Origin of the sequence: Neobacillus rhizosphaerae, assembly GCF_050477885.1 — a bacterium.
GTDB classification, from domain to species: domain Bacteria; phylum Bacillota; class Bacilli; order Bacillales; family Cytobacillaceae; genus Neobacillus; species Neobacillus rhizosphaerae_A.
On the sequence record NZ_JBCNAC010000112.1, the window covers coordinates 12,795 to 29,926 of the forward strand.

Below are 17,132 nucleotides of genomic sequence, written 5' to 3' on the forward strand. Positions count from 1 at the left end.
ATACATTAGTCCAGTTAAACATAAAGTTACTGATAGAAGTAAAAAGCTGATAATTAACTTGCGTTCCTTGGAATTAGGTATTTTCCTTGATAAAAAAGTATTTTTTTTAGCTGAGATGGAATGCTCTTTTATGGGAATCACTACCTTTCTTAATAGGTGGTTACTATTTTCGAACAACCTCATTGTTAGCTTTATCTTTTCTATAATAATCAATTATCGCATGATCCGTATATACCCAGCCTTTCCATCCAATATGAATTGTATCCTTCATAAAGTATGGGTCATATTCATGATTGGAGAAGTCTGCAACTTGGAATCCTTCAGACTCAATTTGATTTTTTATCCGCTGGTAATAGGAGATACGGCCCTCTTTGGGAAAACCAGTATAGTCATACCATTTTCCATTCACAGGAACGGAGATAAACAATGGTTGAGCACCATTTTCTTTCAGTACATCGAGCACTAATTGGAAATCCTCATATTCTGGGGATTCTCCATAACTGGAACCTTGTTTTTTATCCTTCAATGACGGGACCATTTTTTTTATTTTACTGTATTGGTTATTTGCTATATAAAAGTGATTGTTTGTCGATTTTTTCTCACCAAACTTGACTGCTAAAGACTCTAATTCCCCCCAAGATTTATTCTTTACTTTAGGAGAAAAATCCCGTGTTCGGGAAATACCGCCTGCTAACGTATAATAAAGATCCTTCTTTTCAAGCAAATTTCGATAAGCATATCCAAAAGGACGCACAAATGAAGCTTCCCGTTTCACCCATGGGTCCTTTGATATTTCCGCTTTATAGATGGTTGAAAGAATGGGATCATTTTCAATTGGTGAAAAAGTTAATAATCGTTTTATTGCTCTCTTTTTAATCACTGGATCAATATTTTTGTTAAAAGCAAAATCATATCCTTGTAAGGCTGAATAATTAGGGACAAAGTGCGATTCGTCCGTCCCGTTCGGCTGAAACCATTGTGGTGACAAAATGAAAACGATTTTTTTCCCTTTTAATTGTTTAGTATGTTCAGAGAAATTTAATAGATGTATTAACGATTCAGTTCCACCTCTTCCAATGAGAAAAGGTGTGAAATCGGCATTTGTCTCTTTAAAATAGTTAGATGGATGAAAGCGATCCAACCTTGCTAGCTCGGACGACCCATAAATAGGCAAGAAGTGTGGATCCTCCAACATCTTCTGTTGAACAAACTTTCCTTGAAACATAAAAGGGTTTAATTCTGTTGCAGCTTGATTGATCCTTGATTTCGGTATCAACGACTCTATGAACTGATTTGGTAGTGTAACCAATAGCAGTAAAAGAATGAAAGCTAGAATTAATGGTGTGAAAAGCGGTTTTTTCATTTCATATCAGCCAGCTGTAAGGAAATGTTAGTTGGTGTATTCCATAGGTCACGATCAAATTCAGATATAGGCACAAGAATACCAAGACGTTCTTCTATTTGAATTAACAATTCAACGGTGCCGAAAGAATCTAATAACCCAGTTTGAAACAATTCTATATCCGGGTTTTCCTTTACAACCTCGTCTTGACAAACCTCAACTAAGATATCTATAACTTCATTTCTTAACTCAATTAATTCTATGTTCATTTTAATTAGACTCCTTCTTTAAATAGTTCTCCTGAAAAAAGATAAAAACCAAAGCATACAAAGTGGAAGGTAATAACAATGGCAATTACTTGAGTAAATTTATTTTGCGGCCACCATTTATGCTTTTTATTAAACCGTTCGAAAGAATTGTACAAGACCATTAGCAACGCATGATAAATTCCATAAAGGATATATTGCATTTCAAGACCGTGCCAGAGCCCCATGAGTAGGAATAAAAGGACATAACCGAGGTTGGAGATAACATTTCGGTTTTTGATCCACTTTTTCTTTGTCATCCAAAAAACAAAGCGCATATAGACGTAATCTCTGAACCAAAATGATAGGCTAAGATGCCAACGATTCCAAAAGTCTTTGATATTTTGACTCATAAAGGGTTTATTAAAGTTTTCAGGAGATTTTATTCCCATCAAATAACTAACACCAATGGCAAATGCACTGTAGCCTGCAAAATCAAAAAAGAGATAAAAGCTATACGCATACATATAGTAAAGATGATGCTGAAACTGACTATGTGCAATGAATCTTAGATTGGCGATAAAAAAGTGGTTAATAGCATATCCAATAATATATTTATATAAAAAACCTAAGAAAATCTTATTGATCCCTTCGTATAATAGGATTCTATATTCCTCTCTTGTTATCGTCCTTTGAATATCTTTCTCAAAACGGCGATATCTATCGATGGGACCAGACGAAATTGTCGGGAAAAATAGAATAAAATATAGCAACTGGAATAGGGGAGGGGCCTTTTTAATTAAACCATCCCTTGTTTCCATAATGATCTGGATGCCTTTAAACGTTAAATAAGAAATACCGAGAAAGCCGATCCAATTTACTTGTGAAAAATAAGGTAGCATCTTTGACAAGACTAACGGAAGGATAGAAAGGACCACTGCAACATAAAAAATAGTGCTTCCATTTGCCTTACTTCGATATTTAATATACCCGTTAATTAACACAACCTGCCAAATGGTAAATAAGACTAATGCAATGACGCCTTGTAAATTGGATGCAAAAATAATACTTAAACTAATAAGTGTCGCTAGCAAATTATAATGATAAAATCTTTTTCCTAGTAACCCTAGTACGATTGTGGGTGCCAAAAGGATGGCTACTATGAAAAAGAAAGTAAAGGAGCCATAGGGTGTCATAGCAAAACCAGTTCCTTTATTCTTTTTCGATCCATTTTTCCATTTGCCGTCATTGGAAGTTCATTAAAATAAGTAAATTTCCTTGGAATCATATAAGCAGGAATCGTTCTGCTCAAATCTTTTTTAATGGCACTTGTTAACTGGTATTCTTTTTCAAAAGTGTTTTTTGCCGGGATGACGGCTGCTAGTAAGTACTCAATCTTTCCCCCAAAATCTATCGGAATAACAAGTGCTGACTGGACAAATGGTGATTGTGAGAGCTGATATTCGATGTCTTCCAATTCCATCCGATAGCCGTGAAGTTTAATTTGAAAATCCATACGCCCTTGATAAAAAAGATGGCCCTCAGAATCCATAAATCCAGCATCACCCGTTCGATATGCTCGTTCACCCTTATAGGTGAAAAATGCTATATCAGTTAGCTCTGGTTGACCCAAATATCCCTTGCTGACTCCTGGCCCAACAATAATTATTTCTCCTTTTTCACCGGTAGACACAGGGTTGCCATTCTCATCCAGAAGTAAAATCTGCGTATCTTGCTTTGGCTTCCCAATAGGAAGTGTAGGACAGTCCTTCATTATTTCGTCGGATATCTCAATGGATGTGACAGCTACAGTCGCTTCAGTCGGTCCGTACGTGTTAAAACATTTGGCACGCGGAAAACGCGTCATTAGTTGCTGACAGATTCCATTAGGGAGCACTTCTCCGCAAAATAAAAAAACTGAAAGCTCGGGAAGAAGCTCTTCATTAAAAGATGGATCCATCAGACACATTTGTGCAAAAGAAGGTGTAGATGTCCAGACTTGAGCATTCGAGCGTCGCAATTCCTCAAAAAGGAACTTTGGTTTTTCAATCAATTCTTTTGTAATGGCAAAAAGTGTTCCTCCAGTCATAAGAGCAGGATACAGGTCCATTACAGAAAGATCAAAGGAATAGGGTGCTTGATTTAAGAATCGTAACTGTCCATGAATGGGAAAATCCTCAACCATCCAATCTATAAAGCTTTGTAAGTTATTAACGGATATTTGAACACCTTTAGGAGTTCCCGTACTCCCTGATGTGTAAATGATATAAAAATTATCGTTTCCTTGAACCCAATTCGATGAATCTACTGGCCCTGATGCGGGTAGGTCAACCAGGATCTGTTTAAATGCTATAGTTCTGACATTGCAGTCATTAAAAGGTAATAGTTGATTTGTTGTATTGATGATTAACCCTGGTTTCGCACTTGTGATGATATGATTAATTCTTTCAGTTGGGATGGATATGTCCACCGGGATATAGGGATGCCCTGCTTTTACACTTCCCAAAAATGAGACCACTAAGGATACATCCATATGACCGTATATTAGGATTGGTAAATGCTTTTCTATTTTTTGTTTTATTATGAAGGCAGCAATCCTTTCAGATTGATCCCAAAGCTCTCCATAGGTCATTTCCTGGTTGGGTGTGATATAAGCAATAGTGTTTGGCTGTATATGTGCAATGTTTCTAATGTGATGTAATAGTTTCATGGTAGAACTGCCTCCTATTAAAAATCATTGTAAATATAGGTGCCGGCGCTTGCGTCATTAAATCCATACATGAAAAATAATAAAAGTAGAATTAGAAAATAATAAACAAAGCGTCCAAACCATTTAAGCTTTTGATTTGAAAAGATCCCTTTAAATTTATTTAACATGGTAGTTCAACCCCATTGAAAAATTTGAACTTACTTATCATAATGCGAATTGACTTTTTAAACATTAAAATAAGATGAGGAAACAATTAATTTTTCATTATTTAATTTTAAAATTCAATAGAAAAAAGGCCAAGTGGTGAACACTTGGCCTTTCATTTAACCATTTTAAAGAACTAAGTCTGATTGAACATAATGGTAGAGAAGCTTAGCTGTATTTTCAATGGATGATTGATGTGTACGTTCAAATGCGTGAGATGAATCAATTCCAGGACCAATTAAGCCATGGACAATATCATGACCAGACCGGATCGCAGCTGATGCATCTGACCCATAATACGGATAAATATCTAGTTTGTATCCAATATTATTTTCCTGTGCAAGACGAACTAAGTTTTTTCTCATTTCATAATGATAAGGACCGCTTGCATCCTTCACACATATGGAAACGGTATATTCATCGGTTGATTGTCCGTCTCCCATAGCTCCCATATCCACTGCTAAGTATTCTACCGTTTCAGGTGTAATATTCGAGTTACCTCCGTATCCGATCTCCTCATTATTTGAGATGAGAAAATGAGTGGTATACGGTAGGGTTAAGTTCTCTTTTTTAATTTGCTTGATTAATTGAAGAAGAATGCCAACACTTGCTTTATCATCCAAATGGCGAGATTTAATATATCCGCTTGGAGTTATTTCTACACGTGGATCAAATGAGACGAAGTCACCAACCTCAATTCCAAGAGCACGTGCTTCCTCCGCATTCGTGACCTTTTCATCAATACGAATTTCTATATTATCCTGATTTCGTTCTGCTTTTCCAGCATCCTTATACACATGTACTGATGTTTGATGCATTAAAATAGTACCAGTAAATTTCTTACCGCCACTTGTTTCTATTTGGCAGTATTCGCCTTCTATCGAGTTATATTTAAATCCTCCGATTAAATCAATTTTTAATCTCCCATTTGATTTAATTTCCTTTACCATCGCACCTAGTGTGTCAACATGTGCTGTAAGCATACGATGCTTGCTGGAATCTTTGCCGTTAATTGTAGCAATTAGACCGCCTTTGCGGTTTCTATAGGTGGTTATTTGTAACTCGGCAAGAAATTTTTCAACAAAGGTAATCACTTCATTTGTATTACCAGAGGGACTTGGGATAGAAACTAGCTCTTTGATTAAATGTAATGTGTCCTCTGTATATGTATTTGTCATTGCTCTTGCTCCTTTCAGAATCTTCATTCTTATTATACATAAATTTAGAAAATGATGTATTTAATCCCATTATGAAGGCAATATTTTTTAAGTGGTTGCATAGAGTAACATGTATTCATTTTTACCTTAGGAGTTAGGAAATGAAAAAGTGGGTATAAATGTAATAATTTATTCGACTAGGCAAATTTACGGAGGAGAAAAAGTTGACCAGAGTTGAACTGTATAACCATAAGCTAAAGCAATTTTCTTGGAAGGGTCTATTCTTATTCATACTAATAGGAATTATCTTCGCGGCGGGATTTACTGTCTTTCACTATTATGATCAAAGGACGATAAAAATAGAAGCACCATCAGAGAATTTAGGGCAGAAGGTCGTAATAGAGCTGCCAAACGGTCAAAAGGTGTATACGTATGACAATTTAATTTATGAAAAAAATGGAAAGACCTATTATAAAGGAGAACGAAATACCATCGACTTAACCGGTGGAACCGTGGCATATGAAGAGTGGAAATAGTAAAAAAGCGAACGACTGTACAAAAGTCGCTCGCTTTTTTGTTTGGATGGTATTTATTTAAACCATCCCTTCTTATTAAACCAAATGGACATTCCAATTCCCACGAGTACCATTACAATGAGGGTGGCAAAATAGCCGTATTTCCAAGTTAATTCGGGCATATAGTGGAAATTCATGCCGTACAAGCCAGCAATAAAAGTTAGCGGCATGAAAATTGTTGTTATAACGGTTAGGACCTTCATGACATGGTTCGTCTGATGAGAATTAATTGAAATATAGCTATCACGAATATCTGTTGTTAATTCTCGATTGGCTTCAATCATTTCTGTTAATTTTAGCAAATGGTCATGAATATCTGAAAAGTATTCGTTTCTTCCTCTTATATAAGTCACCCTCTGAGAGTTTAAGATTCTATATATAAGATCCCGCATAGGTGTAATGGTATGCCTTAAAGAAAGAAGATGGTGTCTTGTATCAAATAACACTTCTAATAATTCTTCCATTGTTCTTTTTTTCGAATTCTCATCAATTTCATTTAACATATCTTCAATTTGATAGACGAGTGGAAAATAGTTATCGACCATTTTATCAAGTATATAATATAAAACATGGGAAGGGTCCCATTTCTCAATGCTTGTTGAAAGAGTTAACCTTCTCCATACCTCATCAATTTCAGTGGATGGGTTGTGATGAAAGGTAATTACATATCTTTCACTAAGAAAGATATCAACCTCTTCCTTCGTGATGGTTAGTTGATTTAATGCTTGGGTGACAAAAAAAGTATAGTTTTCATAATAGTCTAGCTTTGGTCTTTGCAATTGATGAATACAATCTTCAATGGCAAGTGGATGGAAACAAAGAGGGGTCCTTAGGAACTCGATTTCTTCATTTGTTGGTTCATGAAAATCTATCCAATACCACTGATAATCTCCGTTGACGAGTTGAGAGATGTCAATGTCTCTTACAATTTCATAGCTATTGGTTACTGCAATGTTTCTAATCATACATTCTCCTTATTGATAACATACTACCTACAATATAAAGGATAGGCCTTCAAAAAACAGCAATAATCAATAAAGTTTATATTTTTTATATAGTAAGACACTTTCTCGAACCCACCTTTGACGGCTTTTCCGCTTCTGCAATCCTTGATATAGACTTTGCAGTCCAAGATAAAGGATAGTAATGATTCCACTAAATACAATAAAAACAGCAAAGTATTCGAAGGGATTATAGGATTTGAAATGATCCCAGTGGATAGTACCTTTTAGATCATGGGTAAAGAGATTCATACTGAATATGCCACAAACAACTGTATATAGGGTTAAGACTAACAGTAATAAGCTGTCTCTTTTGGTAATGATATTTTCTTCATATTTAAAGAGGCTAAAAAGAGTTTCTTTTGTATTAGTGTATAAATGGTCTATTTGAAAACTATTTCTTAATTGCTTAAAGAGTTCTTGACCTTTGGTTTGTGCAGGAAACACATTGAAAAAGTAATTAGAGGTAAAAGAGTTGATCATATAATTGAGCCGCTCAAACTCGTTGGTTGCCTCATCAATGTTTATTTCCGAATACGTTTTAGCAATTTTTAAAAAGACCAATTGATGAAAAAGATTTATAATTACTGAATAATAGTATGGTCCATAATATTGGCTGATTAACATAGTATTCTCGATTTGCTTGTCATTTGAAAAAATTGAAAAGCTTAGTTCATCAAAAGTCATAGGAACTCTAACTTCTTCCTCCTGAAAAGAAACAAACGAATGAACATACATTTTATTAGGCGTCAGCAGTGAATCTGTTTTCTTACACAAAAATTTCTGTAATGGTGGAACTAAAGTAGAGAACACGAAATCTCCAACAGTTGAGTACGTATTCTGGTTAAATGAAATTTCAGTTGTTTGCTTAACATTAGTAGTGGAAACAAGAAATCGAAAATAATTAGCAAATTCAAGTACTTGAGAATAAGGTAAATGGTTTATTTCAGCTCGAATCGTTATAAAACCAAGTTCATAGGGACAAATAAAAACATCAACTGAGTGAATCTGAAAAGGGGTTTGTGTAGTCAAAACGTTCATAGACGCATTAAGGTTGAGATTTTTAGAGTACCTGTGGAGTCCTTTTTGCTGAGTAGTTTTTGGGAATAGAATCGTATTCGTCATAGGAAGGAAAAAAGATTCCAATTCACTATGGGAAACATTGTAACTGCCATAATAGGCCGTTTCTTTTTTTAAATCATTTAATTGAAACGACGTAAAATGATGGGTTTGTAAGTAGTCAATCAAGTGTTGACTACTACCGGCCTTCCATGAAATGGGGAAGATGAATTGAAAAAGGGCTTTAGATACTTGCTTTTCTTTCAAATCGGTGTGCTGCATGGAAATTGATCCTTTCAAATTAAAGATTCCTAAAAACAAGTTACCCAAAAAGAATGAAACTTAACCAGTAGACAGATATGCAAAAAGGCATTCCATTATATGGAATGCCTCGGGATTATGCCATTGGAGTTGTCTCTTTATTTCGCATGGATTGTGGAATGTAAACGCAGAATGGCTCACTTTCCATATAATCACCTGTTACAGCATAGGTTCTAGAGCGAGATCCGCCGCAAATCTTATTATACTCACAAACTCCACACTTACCCTTATAATTATCAGGTTGGCGCAATTCTTTAAATACTTTTGATTCTCGATATATTTCAGCCAGTGGTGTTTCGCGAATATTTCCACCTACAATAGGAAGTAGTCCACTAGGCATGACATCTCCAATATGAGAAACAAACGCAAAGCCATTTCCATCATTCACACCCTTCGGCGCACGCTTTAATCCATCATGCATAGAGGCAAAATCAGTGGTAATTGAATCTTCGTAATGGATTTCACCTTTTTCAATTAATTGATCACGGGTTTTTTGCTGCAAGACGACTCTTCGATAGTGCTGTGCAGCGGTTGTTTTGATATCATATGGAGCAGTTTTACTTAATTCATATAGCCAGCGGAAAACTTTTTCATGCTCAGCTGGAGAAATACAAGCATCCATTTGACCTCTTCCAGTTGGTACTAGTAAGAATATGTACCACATAACTGCACCAAGCTCAGCTACTAATTTTGACATTTGTTCAAGTGAATCATAGTTGTAACGGGAGATTACAGTATTGATTTGCAATGGCATGTTTAATTCGTTTAGATATTTAATTTTTTCGACAGTTAAATCGAAAGAACCAGGAGTTCCCCTGAAATGATCATGTATTTCAGGTGTTGGCCCATCAAGACTAAAGCCCCAACGTGATAGCCCGACTTCCTTTGCACGCTCCATTTTCTCTTTGGTTACATTAGCCGTTGCACTTGGTGTCATGGATACACGCATTCCTTTTTTTACTGCATAATCAGCAAGTTCGAATAAATCCTCTCGCATCATACAGTCACCGCCTGTGAACACAAGCATAGGATTATCCATTTCATATATTTGATCAATTAAATGGATTCCTTCCTCGTGAGACAACTCCCTTGGGTCTGGTGTAAGCTGTGCATCTGCCCGACAATGAACACACTTAAGCTGACAAGCTCTTGTTACTTCCCAAATAACAATAAAAGGGTTTTCGTCATAATCAATACCATTCTGCATTCCATGTCCATGAGGATGTCCCATCCCATGCGGGTGTCCTTTTCCAATTCCTTGCATCTTCATCACCAAGATTCATAATTATTTTATAAAACATAAAAAGTGTTTCTATAGGTTAATTATAGTTTTGATATCTCACCGTGGATGAAAGGTTTGTTACAATATTTCTACATTACCTTTGTTTGTTTATTCTTTGGAAAAAAATGATGATTTTTCCAATAGGTGTATTTCCTTCCATGTAAACCATATCTTTGGGATTTAAACCAATCTTATTCTCCTTTATGATAGAGAGGCAAAACAACTTAAGGGAGAGCAGCCATCCATGAAAAAACATCTACTGACAGTAGTCACAACTGCCGGCATCTTGTTAACTTCTTTTGGTGGAAATGCAAGTGCACATGAAAATATTTATACCGTACAATCGGGTGATACCCTCTGGAAAATCTCGCAAAGTAATCAAGTATCGGTAGCAGATATAAAAGCTTGGAATCAACTTACTAGTGATACAATCTATGTAAATCAGAAACTCTCATTATTGGCACCACATAGCCATGAAACAACCACAACCACCTATACAGTCCAGAGAGGTGACTCTCTATGGGGCATAAGTACCCGCTTTCATCTATCAATCGCTCAGCTGAAATCTATTAATAACTTAACTTCAGATACAATCTATATCGGCCAAGTATTAAAGGTTTCCCTGCCACCTATATCGGAACCAAACCCTGAAATTACTGTGTCTAAAGCAGATTTGGTTATTTCTGAAGCCAAAAAATATATCGGTACACCGTATTTATGGGGCGGCATGACGCCGGCAGGTTTCGACTGCAGTGGATATACTAGTTATGTGTTTAATAAAGTTGGGATAACCATTCCAAGAACAGCCGCAACACAATGGTCTGATTTAACAGTGATTAGTACCCCAATGCCTGGAGATCTTGTGTTTTATGAGACATATGCACCTGGTCCCACACATGTGGGAATTTATTTAGGGGATAATAAATTCATCCAAGCGGGGTCTTCAGGTGTTTCGATTGCTGATATGACAAATTCTTATTGGAAACCAAGATATCTTGGTGCTAGAACAGCATTTTAATAGAATCGTGAAAAGTCTTTTATCAACTGATAAAAGACTTATTTGTATTATAAAGAATCAGATAATTGTTCCTTTAAGAATTATTATGACAAATATAGTATGATGAAAGTAGAAATGACGTAAATATAAAGAATGGAGTAATTAATGGTAAAAAAAATTAGTAGTATCTGTATTTTTCTATTAATTATCGTCTTTGGTTACATTCAGAAGGATGAGCTGTTTCTAGTCGTAAAACAAGGTGGAACTCTTTCTGTTTTGATTAGTATGCTATTGGTGGCAATTTGTGTGTTCTTTCCGGTCATTCCGTATCCGATTTTAGCAGGGGGGATTGGAGCAGTCTTTGGAGCTACTATGGGTACAGTGATATCTTTATCTGGAGCAATGGCTGGTACTTTTGTTCTTTTTTACTTGAGCAGATATGGGTTTAGGGATGTAGCACAAAAACAGCTCGAAAAGTACCAAAAAGTAAAAGAATACGAGGAATTCCTGTTGAGAAATTCCTTTCTTGCGATCTTAACCAGTCGATTGATTCCTATTATTCCTGCACCTGTTATTACCATTATTTGCGGACTGAGTCAGGTCCATTGGCTTCCATTTTTTATTGCATCAGCCATTGGAAAAATTCCTAACACTCTTATTTTATCCTTTGCAGGCGCTGCATTTAACAGTAATAAGCTTTTTTCATTTGGTTTATATGGACTATACTTACTTTTTATTCTATTGGTTAACTTTTTGTTTGTTTATCGTAAATCAGCGAAAAAATCTATTGATTAGATAACTTTTTGGATTGTTAGATCATTTTGCTTTTCAACAATGATGACTTCTTTAAAAAAACTCTTTAAGATCAGCCATTTTGCAGGGTATGTATAAATAAAATCCTCCATTGCTTGTAATGAGTAATGTATTAAACAATCAAAACTGTGTTGATGCTTTTTGAGATCATATAAAAGCGCATGTGGTACCGTATAATACTCATTTATTTGGTAAGGATTGAGTTTTGTATTTTGAATATTATGTTCTTTCATGAAATTTCTAATGGATTGTTCCTGGAGGGCAATACTTTCTTCTTTTGATAGTTCATTGATACAAATTCGATTATTAACAAAATAAATTCCTTTCATTCATTTCCACCTCTCGTATACTTTACTTGGTAATGTTATTGACAGCTTGAGTGAGAAGTATACTTATTTCACAATTATATGTGTAGAAAGGTGATGATAACATGTCTACATGGAGTAACAATGGTTTTACTATCAGTACGCAAAAACAATATCTAGATATCTATGTCATTCACAAATTTTTGAGTGATGAATCGTATTGGGCCAAAGGTATTACCATTGAATCAGTGGTAAAGTCGATTGAGCATTCCTCCATTTGTTTTGGACTTTATAAAGGTGACCCAAGATTTGAAAAATCTGCTCAGATAGGCTTTGTCCGTGCTGCCACGGATTTTGTTCGTTTTGCTTATATAATGGATGTGTTTGTTTTGAAAGAATATCGGGGAAAAGGGCTTTCAAAATGGTTGATGGAGGTTGTAACGGAGCATTCAGACCTTAAACATGTTGGTAAAATGCTGTTATGTACCAACGATGCTCATGGTTTGTATGCACAATATGGATTCCAGGAGATTAATAACCCAGAAATCTTTATGGAAAGGAAAAAATAAGAGGTAAATATAACTATAGTAACCATGATTTTTAAGACAAATAACTAATATAACACTAATCCATTTTTTAAAAATGGATTTTTTTGTTTTAAATACTTAAAAGAAAATATCTTTTTATTATTTAAGAATAATGTAATTTTTGATAGAATCCTTTTCTTAATTTGTGGATGGGGAAAAATGTTGATAAATGATGAATTTTAGAGAAGGCAATTTAGCATTACATTCATTCCTAGAAAATAAAGTAATTGTGTAGCTTTTTAATAGAGAAGGAGGATAGGTGCAGAGATTTTTCGCTTTAATGTGACAAAGAATTTGAGCCGAGCATAGCCTAAGAATAGTTTCCGGAGGCATAAATGAAAAAAACATTTTTTCTAGTACTATCCATGTTGCTATTATTAAGCACCATTCCTGCATTCGCACAGGGAAAGTCCCCATCATCTATTAATCTTACTGTTCTCTTTAAAAATCAAAAAATACCTGTTGAAATCATTGAAAAACTTAAGAAAAAGAATGCAGTCATTGTCTCTGAATTTCCTGAGTTGGGGGCAATACAGGTACACGGCTCTGCAGATTTAATTACTGCTTTGCAGATGGAATCTACTGTTCAATCAGTATCACCTACTATCATTCATACTTTAGAGAAAAGTAAAGTGGTGAAATATGATGAGTCAAAGCACTTAAAGCCATTATTGGAAAAAGGAAAGCCATTGGAAGAAGGAATAGAGCATGATCCTGGCAGTCCTTTCCCAGACGATTTCCCACTATTACACCACATTTTTCAATGGGATATTAAAAGGGTAACCCACTTTGGGGATAGTTATCAGACTGAAAAGGGGAACCACAACGTGGTTGTCGGGATTATTGATACAGGTGTAGTGAAAGAACACCCAGATTTAAAAAAGAATCTATTAGGTGGGAAAAATTTTGTCCCAGCTGGTGGTATAGATGGAAAGGATCTTACTGAAACAGGTATTTCAACTGATTTTGAAGATCGAAATGGCCATGGGACCCATGTAGCGGGAACTATTGCTGGTAATGGACAAATTCTAGGTGTAGCACCTGAAGTAGGCTTTAAATCCTACCGTGTTTTTGGAGCTAAAGGTGGTGCAGCCACTACTACAATCGTAAGTGCTATAATGGCAGCCACAAATGATCACGTAGATGTTATTTCAATGAGCCTTGGAGGCTATGATGCAGCCGGTCAAATATTATGGACTGATCCTGCAACAGGAATAACCTATAAGCTTGGAAATGAAGTGGCTGATATGAAGCTGTATAAGAGGGCAATTAAGTATGCTGTAGATCATGGTGTAACGGTGGTTGCTGCAGCAGGGAATGATCATATTAATGCTACAAATAAAAAGGAAGTTACCGAGTTTCTGAATACCGAGCTTGGACCACAAGGCTACAAATTTGTCGGGGCAGGCTTTGAAGTACCTGGTTCCTTACCAGGAGTCATTACCGTTGCCGCTACCGGCCCAGATGATATTAAAGCATCCTATTCCAATTATGGTGCAGGATATGTAGATATAACAGCACCTGGTGGCGATGGAGAGCGTTATCCGGACTGGTCGTGGTATGAGGACTTAAACTTTAGTTCCTCTCTAGATAATTCCTATTCCTTTATGGCTGGAACCTCAATGGCAACACCAAAGGTATCTGCAGTAGCTGCACTAATCATTTCACAACAGGGAAAAATAGGGCCTGACAAAGTGGCACAAAAAATTAAAGATACCAGTGAAGAACTTGGAACTCCAGGAAAAGACATCTATTACGGGAATGGTATGGTTCAAGCACCAAGAAAGCCTCAAAAACTTGATCCAATGGTAGATTGGCAGAAAAACTATGGCGGGCTTGGGCTAGATGGCGCTGAAAAAATAGTACAAACCAAAGATGGCGGTTACTTAATCTATGGTGGTACAGATTCCTATGTAAAAGGACCTGAAACAGAATTGTATCTAATAAAAACTTATGCAGATGGAAGAGTAGAATGGAGAAAAACAATGGGGGAATTAGGTGATGATGTACCGACTGATCTAAAACCTACAAGTGATGGGGGGTTCCTCCTTCTTAACTATAATACTAATAGACAGGAAGATGGGACATATATAAATATTGTCTTATATAAATTAGCTTCAGACGGGGCAGTTCAATGGAAGAAAGTTTTTGGAGGAAAAAATGAAACTCATTTTGGAAAATCCTTAGCAGTATTAAAGGATGGTTATATTATTGCGGGTTCAAGGAATGGGGATGCTTATTTATTAAAGACTGATTTAAGTGGAAATCTTATATATGAGAAGAGCTATGGCGGTAAAGCAAATGACAGTGCATCAGTTGTTAAGAGCACCCCTGATGGAGGGCTTATTGTTGGAGGAAGTACCTACTCAAATGGGGAAACTGGTCATAAGTTAGATTATTATGTGTTCAAGGTTAAAATGAACGGGGAGAAAGAGTGGGAAAAGATGTATGGTGAAGGTAACTTAATAAATGAAACCATTAATGATATTGAACTAAGTAAAGATGGTGGCTATATATTAATTGGTTCAAAAATGCATCCAATAAATGAAGGATATATAGTAAACTATATTCCCTCTATTTATTACTCAAAAATTGATTCAAAAGGAAATGCCATTTGGGAAAAGAACTTTGGAGGGAATTTAACCTACGAAGAAGCCTTATCTGTTAAGGCAACTTCAGATGGAAATTACATTTTAGCTGGTTCAATGGAAAAAGGGGAGTTTAATAAAGATGCCTATGTTCTAAAATTCAATGACAAAGGTGATACCATCTTTGAAAAAACATTTGGTGCAGAATTAAGTGACTTTGCTTCAGACATTCAAGAAACAAAAGATGGATTTATTCTTGCTGGAAATACAAAATCATTTGTAAATGGGTTTAAAGAAAGCTATGGTGTTGGTGGGGACAGAGATGTTTTCATTATAAAATTGAAGAAATAAACTTGCTACGGGCTGCCTGCTAACTGCTTTTCAGAGGCGGCCCTTATTTTTTATTTCTAATCAAAAAAATAGCCATGGCAATATATACTGAAAACAGCAGTAGCAAGAAAGGTGGAAGCGAGAGTATAGATTCGGTCACTTTCTCACGTCCTCAACGTTATTTTAGTTCTTGATACAACGGGTGAAAAAAGTATAGTAAGATGGCAATAATCGGAATGGAACACAACATGGCAGCCAACGGCTTTTTATGGTGTATTCGTAAAATGATAAACATGATGGTATTAAAAATAGTTGACCACATAAGACCCCAATCATTTTCATAAAGAAATAAGCCTCTTTTGTAAAACAAGAGTTCTAATAATGAAAAATAAGCAATCCAAACCGCAATATAGAGAATCCCTTTTCTCCCTTTTGGAAAGTACTGCAGATAAATCATAATCACCACAGGAATAACGAAAAATGAAAAGACCAATTCAATGAACGTATGATTCAACCATTTGACAGTTACCGCTTTATATTCCCAAAGAGTATGGTTGAAAAAAATAAAGTTATAAGCCAAGTTACATATGATAAAATACTGAATAGTTGGATAAAACTCTTTCCAACGCTTCCAGTCTACGAAAATTTTAGCGAAAATAATGTATACAACGATTACAATAACAAGATACACAGGCAAAATCCTTTTTTAGTATTTATGTTAACCAAAAAATTAAAAATGTATGTATTCCATTTTTTATAGGAGAGAGTAAATGTTTAGTGCAATATTTCATGGCTTCATTTTGGCATTTGGACTCATTCTGCCATTAGGAGTTCAGAATGTGTTTGTTTTTAATCAGGGGGCTTTGCAGCCAAGGTGGGTCTACGTTCTCCCTGTTGTGTTAACTGCTTCCCTTTGTGATACGCTTTTGATTTCCTTAGCTGTCTTTGGGGTCTCAGCAGTTGTCTTAGGTGTAGCATGGATTAAGGTGACGCTCCTCCTCATTGGTATTATTTTTTTAATTTACATGGGGTATACCACCTGGAAAAGCAAAGCACATACAGTAGAAACAACCAATCAAAGTTTTTCACCACGTAAGCAGTTTGTCTTTGCGGCTTCAGTTTCATTATTAAACCCTCATGCCATTATGGATACCATCGGAGTAATTGGGACTAGTTCCTTGTCCTATTCAGGGGCGGCAAAGCTAGCCTTCATGTTGTCCTGTATTTTTGTATCGTGGATGTGGTTTTTTGGACTCTCCCTTGCAGGAAGAATGGTTGGAAAGCTTGACCAGTCTGGAAGATTTATTCTTGTATTAAATAAACTATCAGCATTAATTATGTGGGGAACAGCCATTTATCTTATCTTTTCATTAAACTATTAAAAATAAGGCTGTGTTAAAGAACAGTGTTAATTTTTATACCCTGTTGATTGGAGCGGAAGGCGCGAAGACTCCTGTGGGAGTACGGTTCAGGGGAGACCCCGCAGGCGCAAGCGCCGAGGAGGCTCGCCGAAACGCCCACGGAAAGCGAAGCGCCTGGAGCGGAAATCAACAGCCATTTTAACAAAGCCCAATTAAAAAAGGAGGGTAGGATTTGGAAACGATACTATTCTTGAT

17 protein-coding genes are annotated in these 17,132 nt (G+C 36.0%); 6 read left to right on the plus strand and 11 right to left on the minus strand.

Annotation, left to right across the window (positions count from 1 at the left end; all coding sequences use genetic code 11):
* Nucleotides 1–163: 163 nt before the first annotated feature.
* From dltD to ABES03_RS15645, 6 genes are all read right to left on the minus strand, one after another.
* Nucleotides 164–1,363 (minus strand): D-alanyl-lipoteichoic acid biosynthesis protein DltD, encoded by a 1,200-nt coding sequence (gene dltD / locus ABES03_RS15620; RefSeq protein ID WP_430118307.1) that lies wholly within the window; start codon nucleotides 1,361–1,363, stop codon nucleotides 164–166.
* Complete coding sequence (gene dltC, locus ABES03_RS15625; RefSeq protein WP_430118338.1) at nucleotides 1,360–1,596, minus strand: D-alanine--poly(phosphoribitol) ligase subunit 2; 237 nt, start codon at nucleotides 1,594–1,596, stop codon at nucleotides 1,360–1,362. The genes dltD and dltC overlap by 4 nt, the downstream gene beginning before the upstream one ends.
* Before the next feature lie 20 nt (nucleotides 1,597–1,616).
* Complete coding sequence (dltB, locus tag ABES03_RS15630) at nucleotides 1,617–2,783, minus strand: D-alanyl-lipoteichoic acid biosynthesis protein DltB (protein ID WP_430118309.1); 1,167 nt, start codon at nucleotides 2,781–2,783, stop codon at nucleotides 1,617–1,619.
* Nucleotides 2,780–4,297, minus strand: a complete 1,518-nt coding sequence (dltA, locus tag ABES03_RS15635; protein WP_430118312.1) for a D-alanine--poly(phosphoribitol) ligase subunit DltA — start codon at nucleotides 4,295–4,297, stop codon at nucleotides 2,780–2,782. The genes dltB and dltA overlap by 4 nt, the downstream gene beginning before the upstream one ends.
* Before the next feature lie 17 nt (nucleotides 4,298–4,314).
* On the minus strand, nucleotides 4,315–4,464 hold the full coding sequence (gene dltX, locus ABES03_RS15640; RefSeq protein ID WP_430118314.1) for a teichoic acid D-Ala incorporation-associated protein DltX: 150 nt from the start codon (nucleotides 4,462–4,464) through the stop codon (nucleotides 4,315–4,317).
* Between the two features lie 165 nt (nucleotides 4,465–4,629).
* Complete coding sequence (locus ABES03_RS15645) at nucleotides 4,630–5,679, minus strand: M42 family metallopeptidase (protein ID WP_430118316.1); 1,050 nt, start codon at nucleotides 5,677–5,679, stop codon at nucleotides 4,630–4,632.
* A gap of 203 nt (nucleotides 5,680–5,882) precedes the next feature.
* Between ABES03_RS15645 and ABES03_RS15650 the strand changes: the two genes are divergently transcribed.
* Nucleotides 5,883–6,194 (plus strand): hypothetical protein, encoded by a 312-nt coding sequence (locus ABES03_RS15650; RefSeq protein ID WP_430118318.1) that lies wholly within the window; start codon nucleotides 5,883–5,885, stop codon nucleotides 6,192–6,194.
* Nucleotides 6,195–6,247: 53 nt separating this feature from the next.
* Here the strand turns inward: ABES03_RS15650 and corA are convergent, their stop codons facing one another.
* The 3 genes from corA to ABES03_RS15665 all read right to left on the minus strand — a co-directional run bounded on the left by corA (nucleotide 6,248) and on the right by ABES03_RS15665 (nucleotide 9,845).
* Complete coding sequence (corA, locus tag ABES03_RS15655; RefSeq protein ID WP_430118320.1) at nucleotides 6,248–7,198, minus strand: magnesium/cobalt transporter CorA; 951 nt, start codon at nucleotides 7,196–7,198, stop codon at nucleotides 6,248–6,250.
* Between the two features lie 66 nt (nucleotides 7,199–7,264).
* Nucleotides 7,265–8,593, minus strand: coding sequence for a hypothetical protein (locus ABES03_RS15660; RefSeq protein WP_430118322.1), 1,329 nt, complete (start codon nucleotides 8,591–8,593; stop codon nucleotides 7,265–7,267).
* Between the two features lie 97 nt (nucleotides 8,594–8,690).
* The gene (locus tag ABES03_RS15665) at nucleotides 8,691–9,845 is read right to left on the minus strand and encodes a TIGR04053 family radical SAM/SPASM domain-containing protein (protein WP_430118340.1); all 1,155 of its coding nucleotides are present in this window, start codon (nucleotides 9,843–9,845) and stop codon (nucleotides 8,691–8,693) included.
* A gap of 295 nt (nucleotides 9,846–10,140) precedes the next feature.
* On the opposite strand from ABES03_RS15665, the gene ABES03_RS15670 reads away from it, so the two are divergent.
* Both ABES03_RS15670 and ABES03_RS15675 read left to right on the plus strand, forming a co-directional pair.
* Nucleotides 10,141–10,914 (plus strand): LysM peptidoglycan-binding domain-containing protein, encoded by a 774-nt coding sequence (locus tag ABES03_RS15670; protein WP_430118324.1) that lies wholly within the window; start codon nucleotides 10,141–10,143, stop codon nucleotides 10,912–10,914.
* Between the two features lie 144 nt (nucleotides 10,915–11,058).
* On the plus strand, nucleotides 11,059–11,688 hold the full coding sequence (locus ABES03_RS15675; protein WP_430118326.1) for a TVP38/TMEM64 family protein: 630 nt from the start codon (nucleotides 11,059–11,061) through the stop codon (nucleotides 11,686–11,688).
* Here ABES03_RS15675 and ABES03_RS15680 read toward each other — a convergent pair.
* A complete protein-coding gene (locus ABES03_RS15680) occupies nucleotides 11,685–12,035 on the minus strand; it encodes a hypothetical protein (protein WP_430118328.1) in 351 nt (116 codons plus the stop codon). The two genes, ABES03_RS15675 and ABES03_RS15680, sit on opposite strands and share 4 nt — an antisense overlap.
* 101 nt (nucleotides 12,036–12,136) lie before the next feature.
* Here ABES03_RS15680 and ABES03_RS15685 point away from each other — a divergent pair, with 101 nt between their 5' ends.
* Entirely contained in the window at nucleotides 12,137–12,580 is a 444-nt protein-coding gene (locus ABES03_RS15685; protein ID WP_430118330.1) for a GNAT family N-acetyltransferase, read from the plus strand.
* A 353-nt stretch (nucleotides 12,581–12,933) separates the two neighbouring features.
* Entirely contained in the window at nucleotides 12,934–15,537 is a 2,604-nt protein-coding gene (locus ABES03_RS15690; RefSeq protein WP_430118332.1) for a S8 family peptidase, read from the plus strand.
* A gap of 157 nt (nucleotides 15,538–15,694) precedes the next feature.
* Here the strand turns inward: ABES03_RS15690 and ABES03_RS15695 are convergent, their stop codons facing one another.
* Nucleotides 15,695–16,207 (minus strand): CBO0543 family protein, encoded by a 513-nt coding sequence (locus tag ABES03_RS15695; RefSeq protein ID WP_430118334.1) that lies wholly within the window; start codon nucleotides 16,205–16,207, stop codon nucleotides 15,695–15,697.
* Between the two features lie 79 nt (nucleotides 16,208–16,286).
* Here ABES03_RS15695 and ABES03_RS15700 point away from each other — a divergent pair, with 79 nt between their 5' ends.
* Entirely contained in the window at nucleotides 16,287–16,898 is a 612-nt protein-coding gene (locus tag ABES03_RS15700) for a LysE/ArgO family amino acid transporter (protein ID WP_430118336.1), read from the plus strand.
* The last annotated feature ends 234 nt before the right edge of the window (nucleotides 16,899–17,132 follow it).

Excerpts from the sequence above, each read along its gene's own strand:
- dltX (WP_430118314.1), bottom strand. The coding sequence starts at position 4,464 with ATGTTAAATAAATTTAAAGGGATCTTTTCAAATCAAAAGCTTAAATGG.
- ABES03_RS15680 (WP_430118328.1), bottom strand. The coding sequence starts at position 12,035 with ATGAAAGGAATTTATTTTGTTAATAATCGAATTTGTATCAATGAACTA.
- corA (WP_430118320.1), bottom strand. The coding sequence starts at position 7,198 with ATGATTAGAAACATTGCAGTAACCAATAGCTATGAAATTGTAAGAGAC.
- dltD (WP_430118307.1), bottom strand. The coding sequence starts at position 1,363 with ATGAAAAAACCGCTTTTCACACCATTAATTCTAGCTTTCATTCTTTTA.
- ABES03_RS15690 (WP_430118332.1), top strand. The coding sequence starts at position 12,934 with ATGAAAAAAACATTTTTTCTAGTACTATCCATGTTGCTATTATTAAGC.
- ABES03_RS15665 (WP_430118340.1), bottom strand. The coding sequence starts at position 9,845 with ATGGGACATCCTCATGGACATGGAATGCAGAATGGTATTGATTATGAC.
- ABES03_RS15675 (WP_430118326.1), top strand. The coding sequence starts at position 11,059 with ATGGTAAAAAAAATTAGTAGTATCTGTATTTTTCTATTAATTATCGTC.
- ABES03_RS15645 (WP_430118316.1), bottom strand. The coding sequence starts at position 5,679 with ATGACAAATACATATACAGAGGACACATTACATTTAATCAAAGAGCTA.
- ABES03_RS15685 (WP_430118330.1), top strand. The coding sequence starts at position 12,137 with ATGTCTACATGGAGTAACAATGGTTTTACTATCAGTACGCAAAAACAA.
- dltB (WP_430118309.1), bottom strand. The coding sequence starts at position 2,783 with ATGACACCCTATGGCTCCTTTACTTTCTTTTTCATAGTAGCCATCCTT.
- ABES03_RS15700 (WP_430118336.1), top strand. The coding sequence starts at position 16,287 with ATGTTTAGTGCAATATTTCATGGCTTCATTTTGGCATTTGGACTCATT.
- ABES03_RS15670 (WP_430118324.1), top strand. The coding sequence starts at position 10,141 with ATGAAAAAACATCTACTGACAGTAGTCACAACTGCCGGCATCTTGTTA.
- dltA (WP_430118312.1), bottom strand. The coding sequence starts at position 4,297 with ATGAAACTATTACATCACATTAGAAACATTGCACATATACAGCCAAAC.